This is a genomic window from Thermoflexus sp. (assembly GCF_034432235.1).
Taxonomy (GTDB): Bacteria; Chloroflexota; Anaerolineae; order Thermoflexales; family Thermoflexaceae; genus Thermoflexus.
In genome coordinates this window covers 17,013-41,575 of record NZ_DAOUCJ010000048.1, presented here as the reverse complement: position 1 = coordinate 41,575, position 24,563 = coordinate 17,013, and the positions used below count along the sequence as shown (strand labels likewise).

General features: G+C 65.7%; 16 protein-coding genes. 1 reads left to right on the top strand and 15 read right to left on the bottom strand.

Annotated elements, in window-relative coordinates; all coding sequences use genetic code 11:
• Window position 1: 1 nt before the first annotated feature.
• From VAE54_RS05660 to VAE54_RS05590, 15 genes are all read right to left on the bottom strand, one after another.
• Entirely contained in the window at window positions 2-1,186 is a 1,185-nt protein-coding gene (locus VAE54_RS05660; protein ID WP_322800970.1) for a glycosyltransferase, read from the bottom strand.
• Between the two features lie 25 nt (window positions 1,187-1,211).
• On the bottom strand, window positions 1,212-2,732 hold the full coding sequence (locus VAE54_RS05655) for a sialidase family protein (protein ID WP_322800969.1): 1,521 nt from the start codon (window positions 2,730-2,732) through the stop codon (window positions 1,212-1,214).
• Window positions 2,729-4,222: an ArnT family glycosyltransferase gene (locus VAE54_RS05650; protein ID WP_322800968.1), complete on the bottom strand. Its 1,494-nt coding sequence runs from the start codon at window positions 4,220-4,222 to the stop codon at window positions 2,729-2,731. The genes VAE54_RS05655 and VAE54_RS05650 overlap by 4 nt, the downstream gene beginning before the upstream one ends.
• Window positions 4,219-5,880, bottom strand: a complete 1,662-nt coding sequence (locus tag VAE54_RS05645; RefSeq protein WP_322800967.1) for a hypothetical protein — start codon at window positions 5,878-5,880, stop codon at window positions 4,219-4,221. The genes VAE54_RS05650 and VAE54_RS05645 overlap by 4 nt, the downstream gene beginning before the upstream one ends.
• Before the next feature lie 27 nt (window positions 5,881-5,907).
• A complete protein-coding gene (locus tag VAE54_RS05640; protein ID WP_322800966.1) occupies window positions 5,908-7,437 on the bottom strand; it encodes a hypothetical protein in 1,530 nt (509 codons plus the stop codon).
• The gene (locus VAE54_RS05635; protein ID WP_322800965.1) at window positions 7,434-9,827 is read right to left on the bottom strand and encodes a glycosyltransferase; all 2,394 of its coding nucleotides are present in this window, start codon (window positions 9,825-9,827) and stop codon (window positions 7,434-7,436) included. Before VAE54_RS05635 ends, VAE54_RS05640 begins: the two co-directional genes overlap by 4 nt.
• Window positions 9,828-9,853: 26 nt before the next feature.
• Entirely contained in the window at window positions 9,854-11,359 is a 1,506-nt protein-coding gene (locus tag VAE54_RS05630) for an O-antigen ligase family protein (RefSeq protein ID WP_322800964.1), read from the bottom strand.
• Window positions 11,328-12,533, bottom strand: coding sequence for a glycosyltransferase (locus VAE54_RS05625; RefSeq protein ID WP_322800963.1), 1,206 nt, complete (start codon window positions 12,531-12,533; stop codon window positions 11,328-11,330). The genes VAE54_RS05630 and VAE54_RS05625 overlap by 32 nt, the downstream gene beginning before the upstream one ends.
• Window positions 12,512-13,483 carry a glycosyltransferase family 2 protein gene (locus VAE54_RS05620; protein ID WP_322800962.1) on the bottom strand — a complete coding sequence of 324 codons (972 nt, stop codon included), beginning with the start codon at window positions 13,481-13,483 and terminating at the stop codon, window positions 12,512-12,514. The genes VAE54_RS05625 and VAE54_RS05620 overlap by 22 nt, the downstream gene beginning before the upstream one ends.
• Window positions 13,470-14,876, bottom strand: coding sequence for a glycosyltransferase family 4 protein (locus VAE54_RS05615; protein ID WP_322800961.1), 1,407 nt, complete (start codon window positions 14,874-14,876; stop codon window positions 13,470-13,472). Before VAE54_RS05615 ends, VAE54_RS05620 begins: the two co-directional genes overlap by 14 nt.
• 3 nt (window positions 14,877-14,879) lie before the next feature.
• Entirely contained in the window at window positions 14,880-16,319 is a 1,440-nt protein-coding gene (locus VAE54_RS05610; RefSeq protein WP_322800960.1) for a flippase, read from the bottom strand.
• Window positions 16,316-18,394 (bottom strand): hypothetical protein, encoded by a 2,079-nt coding sequence (locus VAE54_RS05605; RefSeq protein WP_322800959.1) that lies wholly within the window; start codon window positions 18,392-18,394, stop codon window positions 16,316-16,318. The genes VAE54_RS05610 and VAE54_RS05605 overlap by 4 nt, the downstream gene beginning before the upstream one ends.
• Window positions 18,395-18,533: 139 nt before the next feature.
• Window positions 18,534-19,457 (bottom strand): SDR family oxidoreductase, encoded by a 924-nt coding sequence (locus VAE54_RS05600; protein ID WP_322800958.1) that lies wholly within the window; start codon window positions 19,455-19,457, stop codon window positions 18,534-18,536.
• 25 nt (window positions 19,458-19,482) lie between these two features.
• Window positions 19,483-20,256, bottom strand: coding sequence for a response regulator transcription factor (locus tag VAE54_RS05595; protein WP_322800957.1), 774 nt, complete (start codon window positions 20,254-20,256; stop codon window positions 19,483-19,485).
• A gap of 307 nt (window positions 20,257-20,563) precedes the next feature.
• Complete coding sequence (locus tag VAE54_RS05590; protein ID WP_322800956.1) at window positions 20,564-21,247, bottom strand: response regulator transcription factor; 684 nt, start codon at window positions 21,245-21,247, stop codon at window positions 20,564-20,566.
• Window positions 21,248-21,765: 518 nt separating this feature from the next.
• Here VAE54_RS05590 and VAE54_RS05585 point away from each other — a divergent pair.
• Entirely contained in the window at window positions 21,766-24,552 is a 2,787-nt protein-coding gene (locus VAE54_RS05585; protein ID WP_322800955.1) for a glycosyltransferase family 39 protein, read from the top strand.
• The last annotated feature ends 11 nt before the right edge of the window (window positions 24,553-24,563 follow it).

The following is a 24,563-nucleotide window of genomic DNA, read 5'->3' as shown; positions in this document are numbered from 1 at the left end:
ATCAAGGCGGGTAAACCACGTCCAGGGGACGACAGGCCACCCGATAGTCATACAACGCCCGGACGGTCTCCCGGCCGGCCTCGCCGATCCGGCGTGCTTCCTCGGGACATCGCAACATGGCCACCACGGCCTGAGCGAAGCCCTCTGGATCGTCGGCGATCCAGATGTTCTCCCCATGATGGGCTATCAGCCCCTCGCAGCCGATCGAGGTGCTCACCACCGGCATCCCCCGGGACCAGGCCTCCAGGATCTTGACCCGGATGCCGCTCCCCGCGTGGAGCGGGACGATCACCACAGCGCTCTGTCGCCAGTAGGGGGTGGGATCGGCCACGAAGCCCGGCACGACCACTGAGGGATCCCGGGCCGCCCAGGCGCGCAGATCCGCCGGCGGACGAGCGCCCACCAGGAACAGCCGGGCCTCCGGCTCCGCCGCCCGCACCCGTCCCCATACCTCCCGCAGGAACCACCGGATCCCCTCTGCGTTCGGAGGCCAGTGAAGACCCCCGATATGCAGAACGCCCTTCGCTCCAGGCTCCCGGGGAACCGGCGGGAAGTCCTCCGGATCCAGAGCGATCGGCATGATGAGGGCCGGAAGTCCCCTGCCAGCCGCTTCCTCCAGGGCCTCCCGATCGCTCTCGCTCACCGCCAGCACGTGATCGAAGGCCCGGCAGATCGCCCCCTCATAGCGCTTCAGGCGTTGTGCTTCCTGTCTCGCCAGAAAGCGTAATGGCCCCGCCGGCATCGCCCGGGCCAGCCGCTCGGCGATCCGCCAAACGGCGTTATGGGCGTCCAGCACCCGCCGGGCCCGCACCCGGAGCGCATAAGGGGCCATGTTGAGCTGATCGGCGTGAACGGCATCGAAAGCGCCGACCCCATTCAGTCGATCCAGCAGGCGATAAAGGGCCGGCCGATGATCCCGAGTGATCACAAAGGGCTCGCCGGTGATCACAGCCCGCAGGAGGGCGAACCCATCCCGGAGCCTGGAGCGGGGGAGGATAACCGTGTGAATGGCCTCGCAATAAGGCCGCAACGCCTCAGCGAACCGGGCCTCCCGGTCGGAACGAATGAAGGAAACCAGGGTGACACGATGATGCTGGGCCAGGTAGCGCAGGGTGTAATGGCTCTTGATCTGCGGTCCGCTGGCCAGCGGATAGGGCAGCACCTGGGTGAGCATCAGGATCCGCATCGATCGCCGCTCCGATCGGGGAAGCTCATGAAAGCCGCCGCAACGCCCACCCCCCGATGGCGCCGAGCAGAAGGATCGCGCCCCCGATCAGGCCCACCAGACGCATCGCCTCCGCGTCCGGACGGGGTTGGCCGGCCGGCAGCGCCGGATCGACCGCGCGGGGAATAAACGGCGTGGGAGAAGGAAGAGCCAGCACCCCGGAGGGCGTGGGGGGCAGAGGCGTCGGAGTGCGGGTTGGGATCGGGGTGCGCCAGACCGGCGGGGCATCCGTCAGAGCTGTGCTATACCAGACCGTATAGCGGGCTGCGTCCGAGTTATACATGTTCTCGGGATCCCGCTCGAACCAGACCAGGTGCAACCGGCGGCCTTCCGAAACCGCGATACGGGTCCACTCCGGGAAGTTCCGATCGGCCGAGACCAGGAAAGGCCCTTGCCACCCTATCCCATCCCCCATGAGATGCCAGACCCCCAACTGGCCTGCCGTCCCCACCGCCCCGACCCCTACAAAATGAAGACGTCCCAGACTGTCCGCAGCCACATCATAATCATCATACGGAATCTGGGTCCATGGGCGGGCCCGAAATCCTGGGAGCGGCTCCGGAGAGGACCAGGTCTCGCCATGATCAGTAGATCGCTGGAAGTAAACCGCCTCCCCCTCTGCGATCCGCCAGATCAGCAGGAGGACTCCGCGCCCATCCTCACCGATCACCGCCTGCTGGGGAGAGCCGACGGTCGACGTGATCCATATCGGATCCCGCCATGTGCGGCCCCGGTCCGGGGAACGGGCGAGACGCACGCCGGCGGGCTTCCCGCCCCCCACGAAGAGACCTTCGCTCTCCTGCCATGTCACATACAGCCAGCTCCCCCGACCAATCCAGAGATGAGGCTTCAGGGAATCGTGCCTGGGAGACTGAGAAAGATTCACCGGAGATGACCAGGTCTCTCCCTCATCGTCGGAATAACGATAAAAAATATCGGCACATCCCTCACAGGCTGGAGCTGCTCGGATCTCCGACCAGACCACATGGATCCGCCCTTCGGGATCCACGCCCAGCTCATTGTAGTAGGCCACATTGGATCCACTAAGCCGCCGGGGCGACGTCCAGGCCCGGGCCGAGGTCGCCTGATCTGCAGAGGCTTTCGAGAAATACAGGATCGTCGGCACCCGAAAGGTCACCAGCACATCCCCATATTGATCCAGGGCGATCGAATTGCGAACCGCATAGCTCATGTTCCCAACGATGGGGACGGCCTGGATGTCCACTGGCCATGACCATGACCCTTGCCGGAGCCGGGAAAGCATCAACGCATCGAACCGGGTCCGCCCCCGTCGGGCACCGCCGGACCAGATCACGATCACATCCCCCGCATCGCTGGCGGTCACATCCGGGAACCAAGCCAGCTGATCTGGATCGGAAAGCCGCACCGGCTTCTCCCACCGAACCTCCGCGCCCTGTCCCCAGGCAGGGGCCAGCCTCCCCGCCTCCAGTGCGAGGAGCCCGAGGAGCAGCCCCAGCCATGCGAACCAGAACCGCCTTCGCTTCATGGTTGAAGGCCCCCTTCCCCGGAAGGCGGGACCGCGCATTCCCGGGGGGCATACAGGCGATAGGGCCCGAAGGCCGCCACCGGACGCGGACAGTGTTCCTCCAGCTCCCGATACAGCTGCACCCACCGCCCGAACGCACCGACCAGGACGTAATCGGGCCGGGCGGAATCCCAGGCATAGAAGGCAGCAGGCGGCGGCCCGCCCAACCAGATGAACTGCGCCGCAACTTCCAGCAAAACCTGAGGAGGTTGATGATATGAATGATCGGTCAGCACCATCATCTCCGGCTCCCAAGTCTCAATCCGGGCGCTCTCCGGGATATGCTCCCGAAGGTATCGGGCCATTTCAAAGGCCGAGCCGTCCCCCTGTCGAGCAACCCGGCCCACGATGACGCCGGCGGAACCCACCAGGAGAAGCGCCAGCCATCCCATCAACGCCCGGCGGAGCGCCGGCGTTGCCACCCGGCTCCGCAGATCCTCGAGCATCCCCCCCGTCCCCAGGCTAAGCAGGGCCAGGCCGGGATAGGCGTAACGCAACCATCCATTGGAGGCCACCACCAGCCATCCCAGGTTCGTGGCAGCCAGGATCCCCACCAGCCCCCAGCGATAACCCTCCGGATCCCGCCGCAAGGCTTTTCCAAAAACATAGAGGGCCACCGGGAGCAACGCGCCATCGAAAACCGTCAACAGGCTTCGGGCCGTCGCCCCCATGCGGGGCGAGGGGAAAGCAGCCACGCTCCCCCCCGCGATCTGCCGCAATTCCCCCATGGTCCGGGCCGGATCCGGGATCAGCGCCCCCCACAGAATCCCCTGCCACACGCCCCACAGCCCGACGGCCACCCCCGCGGCGACCAGGTTCCCCGCCCACGATGGATCCCGGTAGAACCCCCTCCCCAGGAGGGCCATCGCGATCAAAGCCGGGATCAGGAAAAGCCCCCACTGGTTCTTTGTGATCATGGCCAAGCCGAAGCCCAGGCCGGCCAGGATCAGCCCTCCCTTCTGGCCCCGGGCCATCCGGGCCCAGCCGATCAGCCCCAGGGCGAGAAAGGCCATCCCGGGCACCTCCCCCAGCACCTGGCGGCCCAGCGTCAGCGTATCCAGGCTGCGGGCGAACGTGAACCAGAGCGTCGCGAAGGCCGCCCCCCACCCCGGCACCCAGCGACGGGCCACCGCGCTGAAAAGGCTGACGCCCAGCAGGAGGTAGCCCACCATAACCCATCGCGCGGACCACAGATCGATCCCAAAGAGGCGGAAGGCCCCGGCGATCGGCACCAGCACGGTGGGCCCCACGCCGAAAATCGGCCCGGAGAACCGAAAGCCCTCGCTGCTGTAATCGGCATAGACGCCCCAGCGGACCAGCGCCTTGGGCACGTGCAGATGGGATCCCTCATCGAACCATGTCGGCGGGTAGAGGGTCAGGCGGTAGAAGGCCAGGGCGCTGAGCCCGAGGATCCCGATCGCCCCAGCCCAAACCGGTTTCCATCGCTTCATCGCGGGCCATCCGGTTGGGATCTCGATACGTTCATACGCACCGCCAGCACCTTCGCGTTCGGACGCCGGAAAACCGGCACCAGCCACGGCGTTTCCTCGATCCCCCCATCCGCCCGCTCACGATCAGCTCCCACGATCACATAAGTGATCCCATATTGCTGCACCAGAGCCCGCCGCTCCGCCTCTTCCATCGCCGGGCTGTAGAACGCCCGGGTTTGCTCCCGCCGCTCGAAGAACCGCAAAGTTCCCGTCCAGTGGGCGAGAAACGCGCGGCATCCCGTCCACATCGGCACGAAAGCGCCCACCGCCTCGGGGGCCATCACCACGCCCCCTTCGCAACCGTGCTCCGCCACCCAGTCCAGGGCGGCCACCTCATCCCGATGCAGGCTGTAAGGCGGCTGCCCCCGGCTCAGATCCAGAACCCGCCAGCCCAGCAGATACAGGTTCGCGGGGAGGGAGAGGAGCAGAGCCCACCGCATCGCCCGGGAGAACGTGAGGGCGGGTCGCCGTTGCGTCCATCGTTCAACGCCGCGCACCGCCCAGTACGCCATGGGGACCTGCCAGCCGTTCAGCAGATGGATCTGAAAGCTGAGGGGCAGGTAGGCCAGCGGGAGATGGGCCAGGAACCACACCCCCATCCACGCCTCCACCGGCGTCCAGGCGTGCCAGCGTCGGGGATCCCCCAGGCCGATCAGGGCCAGGAGGAACGGGAGGCCCAGAAGCAGGAGGAGCTGGAAGGGCGGCGGGGTGAACACCCCGGCGTTGACGAACTGGGCCAGCACCTCCCGCCATGTGGGATCCCGCCCCGTCAGCCAGGCCATGTAGAACGCCCCGGGCGCGGCCATCCCCATCACCAGGGCCGCATGGGCGATCCAGCGCCATGGGACGGAACGGCTCACCGCCGTGCGCCACAGGACCAGCCCGCCGAGGACTGCTCCGATGGTGAGCAGGTCGTAAGTGTGATGGAGGCTGAGGGACAGCGCGAGCAGGCCGGCCCCCAGGCTGGCCCGCCAGCGGCCGGCCACCATCCCCTCCACGGCGAGCCAGAGAATGGCCGCGATGGAGGCCAGGGCGATCAGGAAATGGGGATAGGCGACGGCGGAAAAGAAGGTATTGGGTTCCGCAATGGAAGGGACATAAGGCGCCATCAGGGAAGGAACGGGAATCCACCCTTGCAGGCGTTTGGCCAGGGGATGCAGCCAGGCGAAGCCGCTCCCCAGCAACGCCATGGCCAGCATCGCCCGGGCCCTCGAGGGCGCGGGCGCCACCCGGCGATAGAGCAGGAACAGGACGACCACCCCGAGCAGGATGGCCAGAGCGCGCAATCCCTGATACGTCGCCTCGTAGCCCAACCCGACGACCCGGGAAACCCGGGCGAGGAGCCACCAGAGCAGGTTGAAATACGTGGGCGGCGTCGGCTCCGGGGTGAGCAGGTTGGAAGCCAGAAAGCCCCGCTGAAAGGCCCGCCACCAGGCGAAATACTGCACGTGATCGCTGACGTTGAAGGCGAAGCCCATAAACCGCCGTTCCGGGCCCACAGCGAGATAGCCAGCGCCGTAAGGAAGGCTGGAGACCAGCCCGATCCCCGCCGCCCAGAGCCCGACCTCCAGCCACTGGCTTCTCCGGGCAAACCATCGAAATCCGTCGATGAGTTGCATCCCCACCTCATTGGGAAAAGAGCTTTCTCACGGTTCCCCAAATAATCCGAATCCCTCCGGCCCGTAGATCCAGCGATCGCCTGGTCCCCATTCCCAACCCGGCAGCCGCACGCCGTTGTGCGCCCACCATCGCCACGGGCGGGATCCCGGGCGCACCCAGCGGGTCAGCTCCGGCTCGAAGAGGACGATGGCCTCTGCCCCGCCGGATGCCTCGTGTGTAAAAATCTGCTCCGCCCGGGGACGCTCGGCCGGATCCTCCAGGCCGAAGGGCAGCACCCGATATTCCGGCGCGTAGAAGTCAAAGAACCGCCACTGGGAAGCCACCACCAGCGTTCGTTCCGGGGGGAACTGCGCGTGAAGCAGGGCGAAACGCCCCGCCAGCGCGGCGTCGTGATTCCTCAGGGCGGAGAGATTCAGCAACCGGATCCCGTCCAGACCCATGGGATATTCGGGGGCCAGCAGGAAAATCCCGACATTCAGAAGCACCCCGGCCGCCCCCAGCCACCGGCCCCACGAACCGCCCGTTGCGGCTGCCCAGGCGGCCAGCAGGATCAGCGCGGGCAGGAACACCAGCACCAGGCCCTGCTGCCCCATGTGGATGAACGTGTAGAAGCTCAGGCTGGGCGTCACCCAGAGCCCCCACCCCAGCGCCGCCGGCCATCGCTCGGAAAGACGCTGGAGAACGGCGGGGAGAGCACGAAGTCCCCGAATCAGGACCAGCCCGGCCCCGGCGACCCCGTAGGCCGTGTAGGCGACCAGCTTGCCCGCATTCCGCTGGAGCGCGGAGAGGCCCCCAGGCCCGAAGACCAGCGTGGAGGTCCAGAAATGGGCGTTGAAGGCCCGCGAGATCTCCAGATAACGCTCCACCCCCCCACTGAGGGCCAGCAGAGGGATCAGCCATAGCATGATGAACCCGCCGAGCCAGAGCAGCGCCTCCCCCCGCGCCCGCCATCGCTGGCCAGATAGCCCCCAGAGGAAGATCGGCCCGAGGAACAGCAGGTTCTGCGGCCGCAGCCCGGAGGACACGGCCAGGGCCAGGGCGAGAGGGCGATGCATCCGTTCCCCCCGGGCGCACCGCCATGCCAGCCACACCACCAGCAACACGAACCCGGCATCCAGGGCATGGGGGAGGGCGATCTCCCCGTAGAACCAGACCAGGGGGCTGCTCAGCCAGAAGAGCGCCGCCCACTTCCCGGCACCGGACCCCACCCATTCCGCCCCCAGCCGGTAGATCAGGACGGCAGCCAGAGCGGTGCCGGCGACGCTGAGGGCGACCAGAGCCGTCTGCGCGTCCCCGAAAATCCAGCGGCTGATCCGCCCCAGCCCCACGTAGAGTGGGTAGCCCGGGATGTGCGGCTGGCCCCGGGCCACATCGAAGTGGTCCAGGGCCAGGGCGAAATTGACCGAGTCCCAGTGATAGAGCCATCGGCCTCGCAACGGCCATCGGGTCAGAACCGCTAAGGCAATCAGGACCCCCTCGGGACGCAGGGCCAGATCAAGGGCCCGATCCGTCCAGCGCCGGAGCCTCGTGATGGGGATGATCGAAGCGATGTTCACGGCCGGCCCTCCAGAACACGCGGTCCGATGCGTTCGGCTGCGAAACGGCGAGGCGGACGGGCGAGCCACCCGAGGCCCAGCCCCCATAGGGTCCCCAGAGGGAGCAGGCTCGAAGGTCCCCGCAACCCCAGCAGCATCCCCCAGTTCCGCGCGATATCTCCCGCCTGCCACCGGGGCCAGACGTATTCCACCAGAGGGAACCGTTGATATTGAGGGAACTGCTGACCGGCCAGGCTCTCGAGAACGACCATCCCGAAGCTCCAGAGCCCCAGCACGGCCACCAGCCCGATCCCCGCGCGACTTCGGGCGATCGCTGGAACGGCGAATCCAGCCGCCAGGGCGAGGAAGGGCACCATCGGCAGCAGATAGCGCGGCCCCACCGCGAACCCTCCGTCCCACATCACCGAGGACGCATTAAAGGCGATGAAACTGAGCACCGCCCATGTCGCCAGCCACCCTTCCGCCTGCCACTCCGGATCCCGGAGCATCCGCCATAGCCCTACAAAGCCGAGGAGGAGGAAAGGCGATCGGAAGAACAGCCCGCGATACGGGTTGAAGGTGATCCCCCACAGGGCCTCCAGGGAAGGCCCTCGCAGGCTGAAAAACCCCTGCCGATGGACGTCCTGCCAGAGGGCGGAATAGGCGTAACCCAGCCGGAAGGGGGAGCCGAACACCACGGCGTTATGCCAGGCGGCGAGCAGAAGAGGGATAGCGCCGCCCAGCGCCATCATCAGCGTCCATCGCGCAATGCGGCGGGGAGAACCCCCCTGTCCCCACAGGCTATACACCGCGATCCCCGCGGCGATGAGGATCGCCGGATACTCGGAGATCACGGCGTAGGCCAACAGAAAGCCCAGAGGGATCCGCCCGCCATCCCCGAGGAGTCCCCGTCGGATCCCCCAGGCGAGGGCGAAGGCGGCCATCAGCAGAGCGGCCACGAATTGATGGCTCACAAAGAGGTTCGCATACGCGAAGGCTGGCGTCCCGAGCCCATAGACCATGGGCAGGATCCAGGACACCGGGTGGGACCCGAACCGCTCGCGCAAGAGCCCGTGGAGCCAGATCCCAATCGCGGCAGAGGGGAAGGCGACCACCAGGGCGCTCAGAACCACCAGGGCAATGGCAAGGCGAACTTTCCAGGGGGAAACTCCGGTGCCAGCTGGATTCAGCGTGGCTCGGAAGGCTGCCGATCCCTCCAGATACCGGGCGAGCGGGGCGGCCAGCGGGTGCACCAGGGCCTGATGGAGGAGCGCATACACCGGAACGGCCGCGAAAGCCAGGCCCGGCGCTTTGTCGCTGTAGAAATGCCCCCCGACCACTGCGTAATCCCCGGTGTTCTCCACGAAGGCATCAATGCGAAACGTCCCCTGCTCCACCAGGGCCAGCACCAGATCCAGGCGGGAATTCTGATTCCAGTCCGCCCAGCGAGGGAAGGTGTAGATCGTGCTCAGAAAAAGGAGCATGAAGAGAAGGCCAGCGGTGGGTGTGAAGAAGATGCGGGCCCAGCGAAGCCACCCTTCCGGATGGATCACCGCGCCGTAAGCGGCGGCCTGCTCCCGGCGCCCGAGAAGGGTCATCCCCAACCATTTGAGAAGCGTGATGAGCCAGACCGCTGCCTGGTAAAGCGCGGCAATCAGAGGACCCCGGGCCCGACGGAGGAAGCGCGCCTTGCCGGCATACAGCCACCGCCGGCGCATGCCGTCCATCCGACGGGCCGTCGCGCTCCCCAGATGGATCACCCGGGCCTGGGGGACGACGGCGACCTGCCAGCCGGCCCGCCGGGCCCGCCAGCACCAGTCCACCTCTTCCCCATACATAAAATAACCTTCGTCCAGACCCCCGATGGCCTCCACCACCTCCCGGCGGACAAGGAGACACGCCCCCGAAACCCAGTCCACCGGCTTTGGGGACTCCGCCGGAGGATGAAAGGGGAAATGCGGGCCGCGGAGCCAGCGCCCGATTGGACCCGTCAGCAAAAGCAGCTCCGTCCCCAGGGTGGGGAAATCGGCAGCGCATCCCTGCGGGCTGCCGTCCGGGTTCAGGAGACTTCCCCCTGCTATCCCGATTTCCGGATGCTCCTCCAGATAATGCACCAGCGCGGCGAGAGCCCCCGGGCGCGGGATCGTGTCGGTGTTCAGCAGCAGGAAATAGCGACCCTGAGCCCGGGCCATGGCCTGGTTGTTCGCCGCCGCAAACCCCCGATTGCTCGGATTGCTCAGGATCTGGATCTGCGGATAGTGGGTCTGCAGCCAGGCCAGGGTATCATCCGTGGAACCGTTGTCCACCACCCAGATCTCGTAGGGGATTCCTGTCAGCGCCGCGGGGAGGGCCTCCAGGCAGCGGGCCAGGAGCTCCCGCGTGTTGTAGGTGACCAGGATCACAGAGACCATCGGTCTCATAACGCCCCTTTTCATCCTCATCCAGAGTGGACGCCGCTGGGCTCGAATCGGCCGCGAGCCCTCAGGTCACCAGGAGGCAACCGGTTGCGCAACTCCTGGCTTCCCCGGATGGACGCCGCATAGAAGAGCTGCAGCCGGAGGCTCCGATAATAGCGTCCCATCGCCACCGCCGCCCCGGCGAAAATCCATCCCCACACGGTATAGCGATAGCCGGCAATCGTTTGCGTGTAAGGGAACGGAAGGAACCAGTCCCCCAGACCCATCGCCACCAGCAGCCCGGTGAACCCTCCCATCAGCCCGGCAACCAGAGCGCGCGCCTGGTGATCAGACGCACGGACCCAGCGCCAGATCTGATAGACCTCCCGTCCCAGAGCCGCCAGGAACCAGAGGAAAAACCCCATGCCGATCAGGCCGGTCTGCGCCAGGACATCCAGATAGTTGTTGTGGGTGGCCATCGCCTGGTCCGGGAAATACGTCATGTAATAGGCGGCATATCCCGCCGGCCCCGTCCCGAACAGCAAATGCTCCCGGGTCACCTGCCAGTTCCGAAGCCATGCCTCCAGGCGGGTTACCCCACTGGTCTGGTAGTTGTAATCGAACATCCAGAACTGAAGCGGCCCCCAGTAGATCACGGTCAGCAACAGCAACACGCCGAACACCAGAGCAAAAAGCCGTCGGGATCGAAGCCACACGACCACCAGGAGGGCGATGATCGGCGGCAACCAGCCGCTGATCCAGGAGATCCCGGGGACCAGGACATACCACCCCCAGATCCCCAGCATGAGCCCGAGCCCCAGGCGAAGCCAGGCCGCCATCGGCCGGAACACCAGAAAGGCCACGCCGAAGCTGAACAGCCAAAGGGGGAACAGCCCCCCCGTGTTCAGAAAGGGGAATAATGGCTGCCCGGCCAGGATCTGGATCGCCCCCAGCGCGCCGGCGATCAGGAACATCCCCACCAGCCGATCCATCTGCCGGGGGTGGCGCAGGTGGGCGGCGGCCAGCCAGAGGGCCAGGGGCGAAAGCACCATCACCCCCAACCCCCCCAGCCGCGCCCGATACAGAAACCAGGATGGGATCATCGGATCCCGCCAGATCTCGCTCCAGAAAAACGAGATCACGGAAACCCCTATGAACCCCAGCAGCGGAACAACCGCGGGGGCTTTGGGCCAGTGCTCTTTCTCCCGCTCGAACACCCGCCGGAGCAGCCAGATCCCCCCGAAGAGGGCGGTGAGGAGCAAGCTGGCCACAATGGGGCTCTGAGAGCCCGTGGAGATCGTGAAGGGAACAAAGAGCGAAGCGAACAGGATGATCTCCACGGTGTAGCGGCTGAGGAAGAGCAGGATCGGAAACCCAAGCACCCCCAGCAGCCCGATCGCGACCCACTGACCCCGGGAGGTGAGCACCAGAACCCCGATCAGGGGCGCCAGGAGAAGCCCAGATCCGGCCCCCCAGACCGCAGGGGAAATCCGATCCCACCATCGGGACCCCCGGTCAGGCGATCGCGGCCATGCGATCCCGCTCATGGATCGTCCTCTCCACCAGCTGAAGATAGCGCTCCCCGATCCGCGCCCAGTCGTAATCCTCAACCGCCTCCCGGGCGATCTGTCCCTGCCGCATCCGCTGGTCCGGATCGTCCAGCAGGGCGAGGACAGCCCGGGCGAAATCCCGGGGGTCCTCTGCAATGGTCACCGCCCCTTCCCTTCGAAACGCCAGCCCTTCCGTCCCCTTCGGGGTCGAGACCACCGGCGTCCCCAGGGCCATGGCCTCCAGGATCTTCAACCGGGTCCCTCCACCGAACCGCAACGGCGCCACCATCGCCCAGGCGCGAGCGATCCACAGCCGGATATCCGACACATAGCCGGTGTAGATCCATCCGGGCGGATGGGGGAGCGGGGTGCCCTCCGGAAGCCGCCCTGTGATCCACAACCGGGTCGATGGGCGGCAGCGATGGATCTCCGGCCAGATGGCTTCGGCGAAGAAGACGAGCGCATCCCGGTTCGCCCAGTAAGTCGGCGCCCCCGTGAAGATGAGGGTATCCGGCTCGGGAGGCGCTTCCACTCCCCTATATCGCCGGAGATCGATCCCGTTGGGGATGACCGCCACGCGAGCATGCGGCGCGATCCCCCGAAGGATCCGCGCTTCCACCTCCGAGACCACCGTGCACACCGTGAAGTCGCGCGCCAGATCCCGCAGGAACCGGGCATACTTCCACCACATCAGCCACCGCCGCGCCCGCCGGAGCGAATCCCGAGCCAGGCGAACCTGATCCAGGAACAACCCGCTCTCGACCTCGTCCAGGATCTTCGGGACACCATCCAGGGCTCGGACATAGCGGGCGGATGGAAGCTGGGAGGCGATGATGAGATCGAACGCCCGCTCGGCGCAGAGATGGCGCACCCGCGCATGGACCTCCGGCAGATCCACATCGATCAGCCAGCGGGGCGTGGAGGAAAGGAACCCCCGGATCGCCCGCCAGCGGGTCGGCTGGAACTCGCGACGCGGAAAGATGTAAAGCGCCTCGCATCGGGCGGCCAGCTCCCCCTGGTAGCGTTCGATTTCCGCCTCCGGATCCGCCAGCACCACCAGAGTCAGCCGATGGCGAGGGGCCAGGGTGTCCAGGAGCTGGGAAAGCCGGATCCGCACCCCTTTATCGGGCGGCAGGGGAAACCAGCCCATTACCCAGAGGATACGGGCCACAGCGCCTCCTTTCCGGTTTTCCACGAAGCCGTTTCGCTCCCCCACGCCCCCCACCGGCGGGCGAAGAAATCATAGAGCCCCTCCCAGACGGCCTGGGCATGGGAAGGCTGATCTTCCCGTTCATACCTCCGCGCCAGGCGGATCGCGCCGTGAACCGCATGGAGGAGCGCTATCCATCGTCCCATGGATCCCCCATGCTCCCAGAAGAAGAGCAATCGATTTCGGGTCATGTAATAGAGCGTCGCGGGAGGGAGATCTTCTGGGTGAAGGGGAGCCTTGTGCCACATCTGCGCCCGGGGATCCACCTGGATGGAGAACCCAGCGCGGCGCGCCCGCTGACACCAGTCGGCCTCTTCCCAATACATGAAATATCGCTCATCGAAGCCCCCCACCGCCTCCAGCGCCTCGCACAGCAGCAGCATCCCGCAGCCAGGAACGAAATCCACCGGATGGGGATCGCGCCGGGAGGGCTCCGCGCGCCCGGCTTCTCGATGAGTCGTGTAGGCCCGGCGCCAGTGGATCTCCCCGCCCAGCGCCCAGATCCCCTGGGAGGGAGGCCATGCCCACACCAACGGCCCCACTGCCCCGATATGGGGCGCGGATCGCGCCGTCTCCAGCATTGCGACCAGACATCCGGCATCCACCAGCGTGTCATTGTTCAGGAGGAACACCCCTTCCATCCCCTGCTCCAGCGCCATACGGAGGGCCCGATTGTTCCCCGCCGCGTAGCCCAGGTTGTCCCCCAGCTCCCAGACCTGGACCTCGGGGAACGCCCGGCGGATCGCCTCCGGCGTCCCATCGGTGGAGCCGTTATCCAGGGCCACGATGGCTCCCACCGGTCCCTCCAGCTGCCGGACCGATTCCAGGCAGGCGAGGGTGTCATGCAGGCGGTTATAGGTCAGGACGGCGACCAGAACCCCTCCCATGGGTTGCGCCTCAGATCGGTTCATGGGCCACCGCCTCTTCCGCCGTCCCGGGGACCCGGACCTTCCCCGCGATCTCCGAATACAGCGCGATCCAGGCGGACATCGCCTGCTCGAAAGGGAAGACCGGCTTTGCGCGCATGCGCAACTGCTCCAGCCATTCCCGCTCCCGGACGGATCGGATCAGTGCCCGGGCAATGGCCTCTGGATCCCCGGGAGGCACCAGCCATCCGTTCTCCCCATGGCGGACCACCTCCGGGATCCCCCCCACCGCACTGGCCAGGACGGGAACCCCTGTGGCCAGGGCTTCCAGGACAACCATGGGGCTGTTCTCCAGCCAGATCGACGGCAGGGCCAGCCAGTCCGCCGCTATCAGCGCCTCCCCCAACCGCTCCCGGGGAAGGATCCCGGCCAGCCGGATGGTGGAGTCCCCCCCGATCTTCTGTTCCAGCAAGCGGCGATAAGCCGGGAACGCCTGGAGGTCCCCATAGATCGTCAACCGCAACATGCCCGCCTCATCTATGCCGAGACGATCCTTCGCCCGTTGCACCCCATCCATCAAAACATGAACTCCTTTGTGAGGAGCAACTTGACCGATGTATATCACGTGGACTTCACCGGTATCTTTTCGCTCTCGAGGCGAAGAAGATGGCCTCAGATCTGGAGGAGCAAAATTAGGGATGATACGAATACGATCCATGCGCATCCCGAAAGCCTGGTGAAGGCGGATCAGGAAACGCGAAGGGCTATGGATCTCGCGCACCTGATTCAGCTCCGCCATCGTGGTACGCCGCCGCGTTTCCATAACCTGAGCCCACGGCCGGAAGAACGGCCACAGTCGCAGGAAACGCCCGGCTTGCCGATGGGGAGATCCCACGCCGAGACGCGCCAGCCCTTGCTCCAGCCATCGGTAGCGACGGCCCTGGCTGAGCCAGCAATATGCGCAGCCAGCCGGATCCTCCGGCCCCGGGCAGACCTGCCCGCTGGGCCGCAACAGCGTGTGATGAGCGCACAGGAACCAGAAATCATGAAGCGAGACCACCGTGGGGACCCCGGCTTTCCTGGCCGCTCGCAACGGGGCGACGGTCAGGAGATACCCGCTGTGCAGATGGAACACATCCGGGCTGCAGCTGTGGAAATACGCCTGGAACCACAGCTGCATCGCCGGATTGTCGAAGCGATCCCGCAACCCCAGCGGGCCCTTCCGCCAGCGCACGGTCAGCCAGTGCACCGGGAATCCCTCTGATCGATCGACCCGCGCGGTCACCCGGGGAAACGGCCCGTATTCGATCCGTTCGACAGCGATCACTTCCACCCGGTGGCCCTGCTGATGCAGCCACCGGGCCAGGGATTGGACATAGAACTCCACACCCCCGATGTTGCGCGGCGGATAGTGCGGCGCGGCCAGGGCGATCCGCATGGCTCAACCCACCTCGCCGGATGCAGGCGTTCGCTGCGCCATCCGTCGAAGGAACTGCCATTCCGCCGATCCCACAGCCCCCAGTCCCCACAACGCCAGGCCATACACCAGCGCGCCGAGGGCCAGCAACACCGGTAGGGGAAATCCCTTCAAGATCCAGAGGATCCCCCCCATCGCCCCGGCGGCCAGCATCGGCTTCCCGAAAGAATCGAACGCCAGCCCTCGCCACAAACGAAGAAGGGTAATGTATTGCCCGACCAGCAGGAGCTCCGTGAACAGGGTGATCCAGGCAGCGGCCATCAGGCCGTAACGGGGGATCATAAAGAGATTCAACGCGACGTTAAACGAGGTGCTCAGGATCAGGGAACGCGCCACCAACCACTCCCGGTTCCGGACCAGGATCACATAGCCCAGATATTCCGAGAGGAACATCAACGGAACGACCCCAATCAGGATGTGGAAGGCTGGGACGGAGGGAGCAAACGAGGGGCCGTAAAGGGCGGGGATCAGGCGATCCCCCAGCACCCATCCTCCCACCGTAAAGGGAATGGAAAGCAGCCATAGATACCCCATCGCACGACGGACCACCGAGGCCAGGGCCTCCGGATCCGAGAGGGCGGCCATCGAAGGATAGAGCGCGACGTTGGCGGCGTTGGAGAGGATGGCGATCGAGAAGATCAGATTATAAGCCGCGTTATACCAGCCGACGACCCCCGCCGGCCACCAGATGCTGAGCAGGATGGTATCCACTTTATAGGAAAGATTAACCGCCAGGCCGATCAGGCCGAAGGGAAGGCCGGCGCGCAGCAGGAGGGGCCAGAGGCGCCATCGCGGGCGTTGAACGATCAGGAGGCCCAGAGCGCGAGCGGCCCAGGCGGTCAGGGCCAGCGCCGCGGCGGTTCCGACCAGAGAGGCGCCGATCAATCCATAGAAGCCTACACCGGACCAAAGGGCGAGCGCGCCCAGGACCACGAAGACCAGCTGCTGCAGCACGCCGGCCGCCGAGATCCAATCCAGCCGACGCGCCCCCTGCAGGGCCGCTTCCAGAGGTCCCTGGAAGGCATACAGGAGAAGCGAGAGCGAGGCGAGGGCGATACCTCCCAGCAAAAACATCGGCTGCCCGTTCCATTGCGCCAACCCCAAAATGAGCCCGATGGTTCCGAGGGCGAGCAGAAACCGGAGGGCCATCGCATTCCCCACCAGCTCGCCAGCCCGCCCCCGATCCCGGGCGATCTCTCGGACCAGATAGGGGGCCAGCCCCCAGTCGGAGAAAATCGCGAAAGCGGTCACATAGGCCAGGGCCGTTGCATACAATCCAAAGTCTTCCTGGCCCAGGCGCCGCACCACCCATACGGAGAACGCGAAAGCCAGGATCTTCACCGCGAGGCGCCCACCCAGCCCGAACATGGTGTTCCGAAGGACGGTGACGGCCAGCGCGCTCATCCGGATCGCTCCTCCGTTGTCTCCGAGCTGTCGGCGGAGGCAGACAGTTCCTCCTCGGCAGGGGCAAGCGTGGTCAGCCACTTCGAAACTTCCGCCAGCAGCTCGGGATCGATCTCTACAAACGGAGGGGCCGAAGGACGCCCGGCCTGGGAATCCTCCGAAAGCGACGGCGGCGCGGTTTCCAGACCCGGCTCTTCCTCGGGAAGGAAAGCCCCGATGAAGGGTCCGCTCCCCTCCGGGATCCCGGTGGGTTCCTCCACCGGAGCGATCTCCGGCGCCTCAGCCGGCTGCGCGGGCGGCGCAGGAGGAGGTGGGACAGGCGGCGAGGGCCTCACCAGAGGCCGAGAGAATTGTCGAACCATCCGCTCCCGCTCATGGCGCGGTGGAAGCGGCCAGGCCGGCGGATAGGGCTCCTGCGCCGATGGCACCGGGCGCCTGGCCCGCCACGTCTGGATCCCCCGGGAGATCCCCTCACGCCATGCCTGGAGCACCCTGGAGGCTGCAGATTTCTGGGGCGACCTGCGATCGTAGCGATAACCCCCATAAGCATAGCCATAGCCCGGCCCCAGCTTGCGGCGCGGGATGTCGTTGACCACAATCCCCAGGATCCGCTGACCCCGCAGGGCATACCGGGCCTGTCTGACCAGCCGTCGAGGCGTCTCTCCATCCCGGATCACCAGGAGGATGCCATCTGCAGTCCGGGCCAGGAGCTCGAGCTCCGCCAGGAACAGCGTGGGGGGCGCATCCAGGATCACCACCTCATAACGCGCCCGCAGCTGGTCCAGAAGAGATCGCCATCGGGGTGAGCTGAGCAACAACCCGGGATCCCGCGGGATCCCTCCGAGGGGAAGAATCGAGAACCTGCCATCTACCGGAAGGAGCAGGGCCTCCAGGTCCGTCGTGTCCACCTTCCCTTCCAGGTAATCGACGATGCCCCCACGGATCTCCTCCGGGGCCAGAAGAGCGACTGTGCCCCCTCGCAGATCTGCCTCGACCAGCACCGTCCGCAATCCCGCCTCCCCCATCGCCATCGCCAGATTGCTGGCCACAAAGGACTTGCCGTCCTCCGGCATGGGGCTGGTGACCAGCAGGGTCCGGGGGGAGTTTCCCTGCAGCATCTGCATGATCCGAAGGCGAAGGGAGCGCACCGCCTCCGCTTCCGCGGAGTCCGGCGCGGCGCGAACGATCAACGGGTCCTTCCGGTTGCGCCAGTGGGGAAGGACGCCCAGAACGGGGAAATTGAACATCGTCAGGCTGCCGTCCCAGCGCACCGCCCGGCCCATGAACAGCTCCAGGGCCATCAGCACGCTGAGACTGAGGAGCAATCCGGCTCCCCCGGAGAGGGCCAGATTGCGCGGCAGACTGGGGGAAACGGGGCGCGTGGGCGGAAGGGCCGGCTCCAGCACGCTGAGGGTGTTCACCCGCCCCTGGCTGATGACCGAGACCAGCTGCGCATACGTCTGCTGGTAATCCCGCTTCAGCTGCTCCATGGCCTGAAGCTGATCCTGGGCCTCTCGCAGCTCCGCCGCCGAGGTCATCGTCTCCATGCGACGCCGCAGTTCCTGGATCCGCTGGTCCACCTCCTCGATCTTCGCCTGGACATCGGCCAGCTGGCCGCGCAGGAACGGCTCGTCCGCCTGAGAGCGCGCCCCCGGAGCCTGTTCGATCAGGGTCTGGGCCAGGGCATTGGCCAGCGCCGCCGCCCGATCCGGGTCGAAGTCATAAACGTAGATCTCCAGGAGAGCGGCATTGAACACCACCCGGGTCTCCACCGCGCGGGCCAGGGCATCCGGCGAAAGATCCAGCTTCAGCCGCTTGATGGTTTGTTCCAGCACCGGCCGCCGGCGGGCCATCTCCCCGTAGATCTGGGCCAGCGTGCGGCTCAGGCCGATCTCCTGCGGATCCGGGCTGGGGCTGGTGATGCTGGAGCCCACCATCAGGGTCACCCGGGCGGCATACACCGGCCGCTGCTGTCGGGTGTAGAAATAGCCGCCGGCTCCCGCCAGCACCGCGCACAGCACCGGGAACCACCACCAGCGGCGGAGAGCATCCAGATAAGGTTGCAAGCGCTCCATTTGGGTTTTCCTCAGGGAGATAGAAGGGTCAGGCGGGGTGCCTTCAACGCTCCGCTCAGCCTCCCGAGGGATCCGCTGCGCCCCTTCCACCCCGGATCCCCTGGAAACACGTGAAGGCACATCACTGGGCCACTGACCCTCATCGGAGCCGATCCCGGAAAAAGGCGACGGTCCGCTCCAGCCCCTCCTCCAGATCCACCCGTGGCCGCCAACCCCAGGCCCGATACACACGATCCGCCTTCAGATAGATGCGGAACGTCTCCCCCACCTTCGGCGGGCCATAGATGGGCTCCCACCGATAGCCCGTGATCGCGGCCAGCATCCGAAAGATCTCGTTCACTGTTGTACCCCGTCCGCTTCCCAGGTTGAACACCCCCGCCCCCCCGTCCTCCAGCGCCATCCGGTTCGCCGCCACCACATCTTCCACATACACGAAATCCCGCATCTGCTCCCCCGTCCCATGGATCACCACCGGCTCCCCCCGGAGCATCCGCCCGATGAAAATCGCCACCACCCCTGCCTCGCCGTTCGGGTCCTGCCGCGGCCCATACACATTGGGATAGCGCAACACCGTGTAGCGGAGCCCGTAATGCTGATGGAAGAGCGCCAGATATTGCTCCACGATGAACTTGGTCACCCCATACGGGCAGAGGGGACGGATCGGATGGTCCTCATCGCACGGCAGGTAAACCGGCTCTCCATAGACCGCGCCCCCGCTGGAAATGTAAATGAACTTCTTCACCCCATACCGCAGGGAGAGGCGGATCAGGTTCAGGGAGCCCAGGACGTTCACATCGGCGTCATACATGGGATCGGCCATGGAAACCCGCACGCTCATCTGGGCTGCATGGTGATTGACCACCTCTGGCCGCTCCCGCTCGAACACCTCCGCCAGGGCCGGGCTGCGGATGTCGACTTCATAAAACCGCGCCCGCGGGTTTAGATTCTCCCGCCGCCCCGTGCTCAGATTGTCCACCACCACCACCTCGTGGCCATCCTCGATCAGCGCATCCACCACATGAGAGCCGATAAACCCCGCCCCCCCGGTGACCAGACATTTCATGGCTTCGCCTCCTGAGCGAGTCATGCTATCCATCCATCGACATCCTCTCGACCGAGGCCAATGGGGAAGATTGCGGACAGAAACGATAGCCCACCCCCCACACCGTCACGATATAGCGAGGCCGGTAAGGGTCGGGCTCGATCTTATTTCGCAGGTGGCGGATATAGAGCTTCAGGTAGTGAGGGTCCCACCCCTGATCCTCCCACCCGGCCCGGAGCAGCGCCTCGTGCGGGACCACGCGGCCCGCGTTCTCCAGCAAGCATGCCAGCAGCCGGTATTCGATCCGGGACATCCGAACCCGTTGCCCGCGGACCCGCACCTCCTGAAGCCGCAGATCGATCACCAGGTGCTCATCCGCGTAATAGGTGATCGTCCCCTGTTTCCCCCGCCAGTGGTAGCGGCGCAGATGGGCCTGCACCCGCGCCCGGAGCTCAGCGAAGGCAAAGGGTTTGGGAATGAAATCGTCCACCCCCATATCGAAGGCGTGGATGATGTCCCGATCGGAGCGAACCGCGGAGATCACCAGGATGGGGCTGGAGGTCATGGCGCGGAGCTGCTGACAGAACCGGAAGCCATCGTGATCCGGAAAGGCCAGCTCGGTGAGGATCACATCGGGGGTCACCACCGGGACCAGCGCCAGCGCTTCCGAGGGACGGGCGGCGACGAACACCGACATCTGCCCTGCGCTGAATTCCTGCTGCAGCAGGCGCCGTATCTCCGGGCTGGGATCCACGACCAGGATCCGCACTTCCGCACGATCCTCCGGCCGGTCTCTCGGGGAATCCAGCGGCTGGGCCATCCGGTCCTCCTCCGCTCCTGGTGATCGCAGCATCCATCACGCAACGCGGCCAGGCGATCGGTTCGGGAACGATCCAGAGGTCGCCTTTTGAGCGCCTGGCCTTTCGTTCTTCAACACTGTAACGGAGAGAAGTTTGAAAAGGTGAAGATTTTGGTTTGAATTCATTTAGAAGACCACGCCCCCTGCTGATCTCTCAAGGGGCAAAAAAGAGGGGGTTCGGGCGGATTTCCGCACCGGCCCGAACCCCCTCCGTTGCTGGGGCGCGCTGGATAGGGAAATCAACGGTGTCCCTTGCCAGGTTGGCGCGTTAATCACACTGGAACCGATATCCGATCCCCCATTCCGTCAAAATATACCGTGGGTGTCGAGGATCCGGCTCGATCTTCTGACGGAGGTAATGAATGTAAAGCTTGAGGTTATCGATGTCCTCGGCGTATTCCGGCCCCCAGACCTGAGTGAGGAGATACCGGTGGGGAAGCAGGCGCCCGGGATTCCGCATCATCACGCTCAGCAGCCGGAACTCGAGCGGGGTAAGCGACACCGGCCGCCCCGCAACGGTCACCGTGTGCTGATCCAGATCCAGCACGATCTCCCCACAGCGGTAGACCCCTTGCTCGGGCAGCGCCCGAGCGCTTGCGCGCCGCAGGAGCGCCCGGATCCGGGCCAGGAGGACATCCGCCTGGAAGGGCTTGGTGACGTAATCATCCGCCCCCAGCTCCAGGCCATACACCACATCCGTGGTCATCCCCTTGGCCGTCAGCATCAGGATGGGAACCGTGGAGATCTGCCGGATCCGTCTGCAAACCTCCCAGCCATCCATCCCGGGCATCATAATGTCCAGGATCACCAGATCCGGGCGCTCGGTTTCCAGCATCCGAAGGCCCGTTTCCCCATCCAGAGCGATCAGGAGCCGATAGCCAGCTCCCTCCAGGCGCTTGCGGAGCAGCTCCACAAACTCCCGGTCATCATCGATCACCAGCAAGGTGGCCATCACTCCGCCCTCCATGACCGAAAGGCTTTTGTTGCTGGCATGGGGAGAGGGAGACGATCCCTCCGCCTTTCTCCCCGCCGCTCTGGGGAAAGGGGACTCCCCGAACACACCCGTTGCCTTCCTGGCTCCCTATGGCCCCAAAAGTCCCTATCAGGCAACGAGGCAGATCATCTCGAAGGCACCAGCAGGCGCGTCGCGGGAACCCCGGTCAAGCGCAGAACGTGCGATCCGACAGCTGAGATGAAAAGCACAAAGAGCTCAGAGCAATCACAAAACAAGCAACAAGTTGTTTTGAATTTATAATAACCGAGAAACCTTCTTTGCGAATAGGACTTTTGTCCCACTCCACATTTCTTTGGGCCATCGAGGGGAGACCTTCAGAGCGCCCTGCCCTGGGGTTCAAACGGGGGGAGCTTACAACGATTCGCCAGAGGGAAGAAGACCGCTTACCATGAGGGTTCGGAAACCGTTCCAGAGCGAGGCGTTTCCCAGATCCATAGAAGGGACGAGAGCCACCGATGCGACGCGGCGTTCGAATCGACCGATGGCTGATCCTGATGATCCTGCTGGCCTTCGCCCTCCGGCTCCATCGGATCGCCGTCCAGAGCTGGTGGTGGGATGAAGGTTACAGCACCTATCTGGCCCGTCACGGCATCCTGACCGCCATCCGGATGACGGCGGTGGATATCCATCCCCCCCTTTACTACATCCTGCTCTCCATCTGGGGGACGTTCGTCGGTTACACCGAGTTCACCACCCGTTTCCTCTCCACGATCTTTGGGATCCTGATGCTCCCCCTGCTCTATCGGGTCGGCCGGGAGGGAGCGGGGCGCGCCGTGGGGCTCCTGGCCGCCGGGCTGGCGGTGCTGGCCCCCGCTTATGTGTATTATTCCCAGGAAACCCGAATGTATACGCTGTTCGCCCTGGAGTATCTTTTCGCCCTTTTCCTCCTCGGCCGCCTGATGGACGCCCAGCGCTGGCCCCCCGGCCTCCTGACGGCCATGGGCCTCACGGAGGCGGCGATGATGTATACGCACTACTTCTCCGTGGTCGCCATCCTCTTCCTGAACCTGGCTGCCCTTTTCCTGCTCCTGCGCCAGCCCATCGAAGATCGTCGCTGGAATTTCCGCCGCTGGGCCCTCACCCAGGCGCTGGTGGTCCTCGCTTACGGACCCTGGTTGCCCCCCGCCTACCGCCAGACAGGCCAGCACAGCGACGAGCGAGCCGCCTTCCCCACGCTGTTCGAGTTCCTCTCGCTGACCTGGCATTTCTTCAACATCGGCATCCGGGAGGTCCTGGGGAAGATGGGCGAGCCGCCGCCGCGACCCGGGTTTGTGGCCGCCTCGGCCGCTTATGGAATCGCCTTCGCCGGTGCGCTGGCGCTCGCCGGGCTGGCCACGTGGCGCCGCCATCCGCCGGTTCCCATCCGCCCTGCCATGTGGCTGGGGGCCTTCGCCCTTCCCCTGCTGCTGGTCTTCGGCATCACCCGGTGGAAACCCATCGTCCACCCCCGCTATATCCTGATGCTCACCCCGGCCCTCCTGCTCACCGATGCCTTCCTGATGGCGATGCTCTGGAGGGAACGCCCCCCCTGGCGCCTGCCCGGCCGGGCCCTGACCGCAGCGCTGGCCCTGGCCATCGGGGCAACCTTCCTGCAGGGGCTCTGGATCGTCTACTATGATCCAGCCTTCTTCCGGGAGGATGTGCGAGGAGTAGCGGCCTATCTGAGCGCGGTCACGACCCCGGATGACGCCATCGTGGTGGATTCCGAGGAATACACGTTGCAACAATATTACACCGGGCCCTCCCCGATCCAGGGGATCAAGATGCGAGGCCGGGAGGCGGAAGGCCTGGCCGAGCTCCAGGCGATCACCGCAGGCAAGCGGCGGGTCTTCCTGCTCCACTGGTTCCGTTCGGTGACCGATGACAAGCGCTTCATTCCGTTCCTGCTGGAATACGCCGGCCGGCTGATCGATCACCGGGAGTTCACCGGCTACACCCTGTGGGTCTATGAACTGGAGCGCGCGGTGGCGATGCCGCCGCTGCGACCGGTCTCGATCAACTTCGGGGATCGCCTGTGGCTATCCGGGGTCTTCATGGAGACCGAGGCACATGCCGGGGAAGGGGTGGCGGTCGCCCTCCGCTGGCGGATGCCGGCACCGATCCCGGAGAACCTGAAAGCCGCCGTCGCCCTCCTCGACGCCGGACGACAGCGGGTCAGCGGCATGGACTGGATGCTCATGAACGATCTCCACCGCTACACCGCCCGCTGGTCCCCCGGGGAAGAGACCACCACGTATTTTGTGGTCCCGGTTCCCCTGGGCGCGCCTCCCGGGCCTTACACGCTGACCGTGACGCTGTATCGGGAACCCGACCTGAAAGGGTTGGACATCCTGGATGAGGCCCACAACCCCGGGGGCCGGGCCCTAACCCTGGGCACTGTGGACGTGAGCCTGCCTCGTGCCATCGCGGATCCCTACGGGACGATGGCGGGGATCCCTCGTCTGGAGACCCCAGTGGCTCTGGGGGACGGCCTGCAGCTCCTGGGATTCCAGCTCCCGGCTTCGCCCCTCGCTCCCGGGGAACCCATGCGCGCGTGGCTGCTGCTCCAGTCAGACCGCCCGGGCCTGCCCGATCTCCCGTTGTCCCTGGAGATCCGGCGCGGGGAGGAGGTCCTGGGCCGCCAGGAGGGGGATCCGGGCTATGGTCGCTATCCGGTTTCCCGATGGATTCCCGGGCTGCCCGTTCTGGAGCGGCGAGCGGTCTGGATATCGCCCCAGGCGGGCGCCGGACCGGCGGAAGTGTGGCTGCGATGGGGAAACGGGCCCGGCGTCCCTCTAAGAACCATAGAAATCGCCGGGCGGCCGCGCCGGTTCGAGCCGCCGCCTTATGACATCCCGGTGGGCCAGCGCTTCCCCGGCCTGGCCGAGCTGGTCGGGATCTCGCTGGATCGCACCACCGTCCGGGATGGGGAAACCCTGAACATCCGCCTGGTCTGGCGCGCCCTCAACGAAGATCCCATCGAACGCCCCTACGTGGTTTCGGTGCAGGTCCTGAACGCCGGGGGGCGCCTGGTCGGTCAGGACGACCGGATGCCGGCCGATGGCGCTTCGCCGACCACCTCATGGGTCTACGGGGAATTCATCGAAGATCCCCATCCGGTGGCCTTCCGCGAGCCCCTCTCCGGCGAGGGCCGACTGATCGTCGTCCTCTATGATCCAGATACCATGCAACGAGTGCGAGCGGCCGATGGGCGCGATTACATCGAGCTGCCGGTGCGGGTCATGGGAGCCCCATCTCCATAGCAGGGCAACGG

What these genes read in the sequence shown, in the direction of transcription:
- VAE54_RS05660 (WP_322800970.1), bottom strand. Translation starts at nt 1,186, where the DNA reads ATGCGGATCCTGATGCTCACCCAGGTGCTGCCCTATCCGCTGGCCAGC.
- VAE54_RS05655 (WP_322800969.1), bottom strand. Translation starts at nt 2,732, where the DNA reads ATGAAGCGAAGGCGGTTCTGGTTCGCATGGCTGGGGCTGCTCCTCGGG.
- VAE54_RS05650 (WP_322800968.1), bottom strand. Translation starts at nt 4,222, where the DNA reads ATGAAGCGATGGAAACCGGTTTGGGCTGGGGCGATCGGGATCCTCGGG.
- VAE54_RS05645 (WP_322800967.1), bottom strand. Translation starts at nt 5,880, where the DNA reads ATGCAACTCATCGACGGATTTCGATGGTTTGCCCGGAGAAGCCAGTGG.
- VAE54_RS05635 (WP_322800965.1), bottom strand. Translation starts at nt 9,827, where the DNA reads ATGGTCTCTGTGATCCTGGTCACCTACAACACGCGGGAGCTCCTGGCC.
- VAE54_RS05630 (WP_322800964.1), bottom strand. Translation starts at nt 11,359, where the DNA reads ATGAGCGGGATCGCATGGCCGCGATCGCCTGACCGGGGGTCCCGATGG.
- VAE54_RS05620 (WP_322800962.1), bottom strand. Translation starts at nt 13,483, where the DNA reads ATGAACCGATCTGAGGCGCAACCCATGGGAGGGGTTCTGGTCGCCGTC.
- VAE54_RS05615 (WP_322800961.1), bottom strand. Translation starts at nt 14,876, where the DNA reads ATGCGGATCGCCCTGGCCGCGCCGCACTATCCGCCGCGCAACATCGGG.
- VAE54_RS05610 (WP_322800960.1), bottom strand. Translation starts at nt 16,319, where the DNA reads ATGAGCGCGCTGGCCGTCACCGTCCTTCGGAACACCATGTTCGGGCTG.
- VAE54_RS05605 (WP_322800959.1), bottom strand. Translation starts at nt 18,394, where the DNA reads ATGGAGCGCTTGCAACCTTATCTGGATGCTCTCCGCCGCTGGTGGTGG.
- VAE54_RS05600 (WP_322800958.1), bottom strand. Translation starts at nt 19,457, where the DNA reads ATGAAATGTCTGGTCACCGGGGGGGCGGGGTTTATCGGCTCTCATGTG.
- VAE54_RS05595 (WP_322800957.1), bottom strand. Translation starts at nt 20,256, where the DNA reads ATGGCCCAGCCGCTGGATTCCCCGAGAGACCGGCCGGAGGATCGTGCG.
- VAE54_RS05590 (WP_322800956.1), bottom strand. Translation starts at nt 21,247, where the DNA reads ATGGCCACCTTGCTGGTGATCGATGATGACCGGGAGTTTGTGGAGCTG.
- VAE54_RS05585 (WP_322800955.1), top strand. Translation starts at nt 21,766, where the DNA reads ATGCGACGCGGCGTTCGAATCGACCGATGGCTGATCCTGATGATCCTG.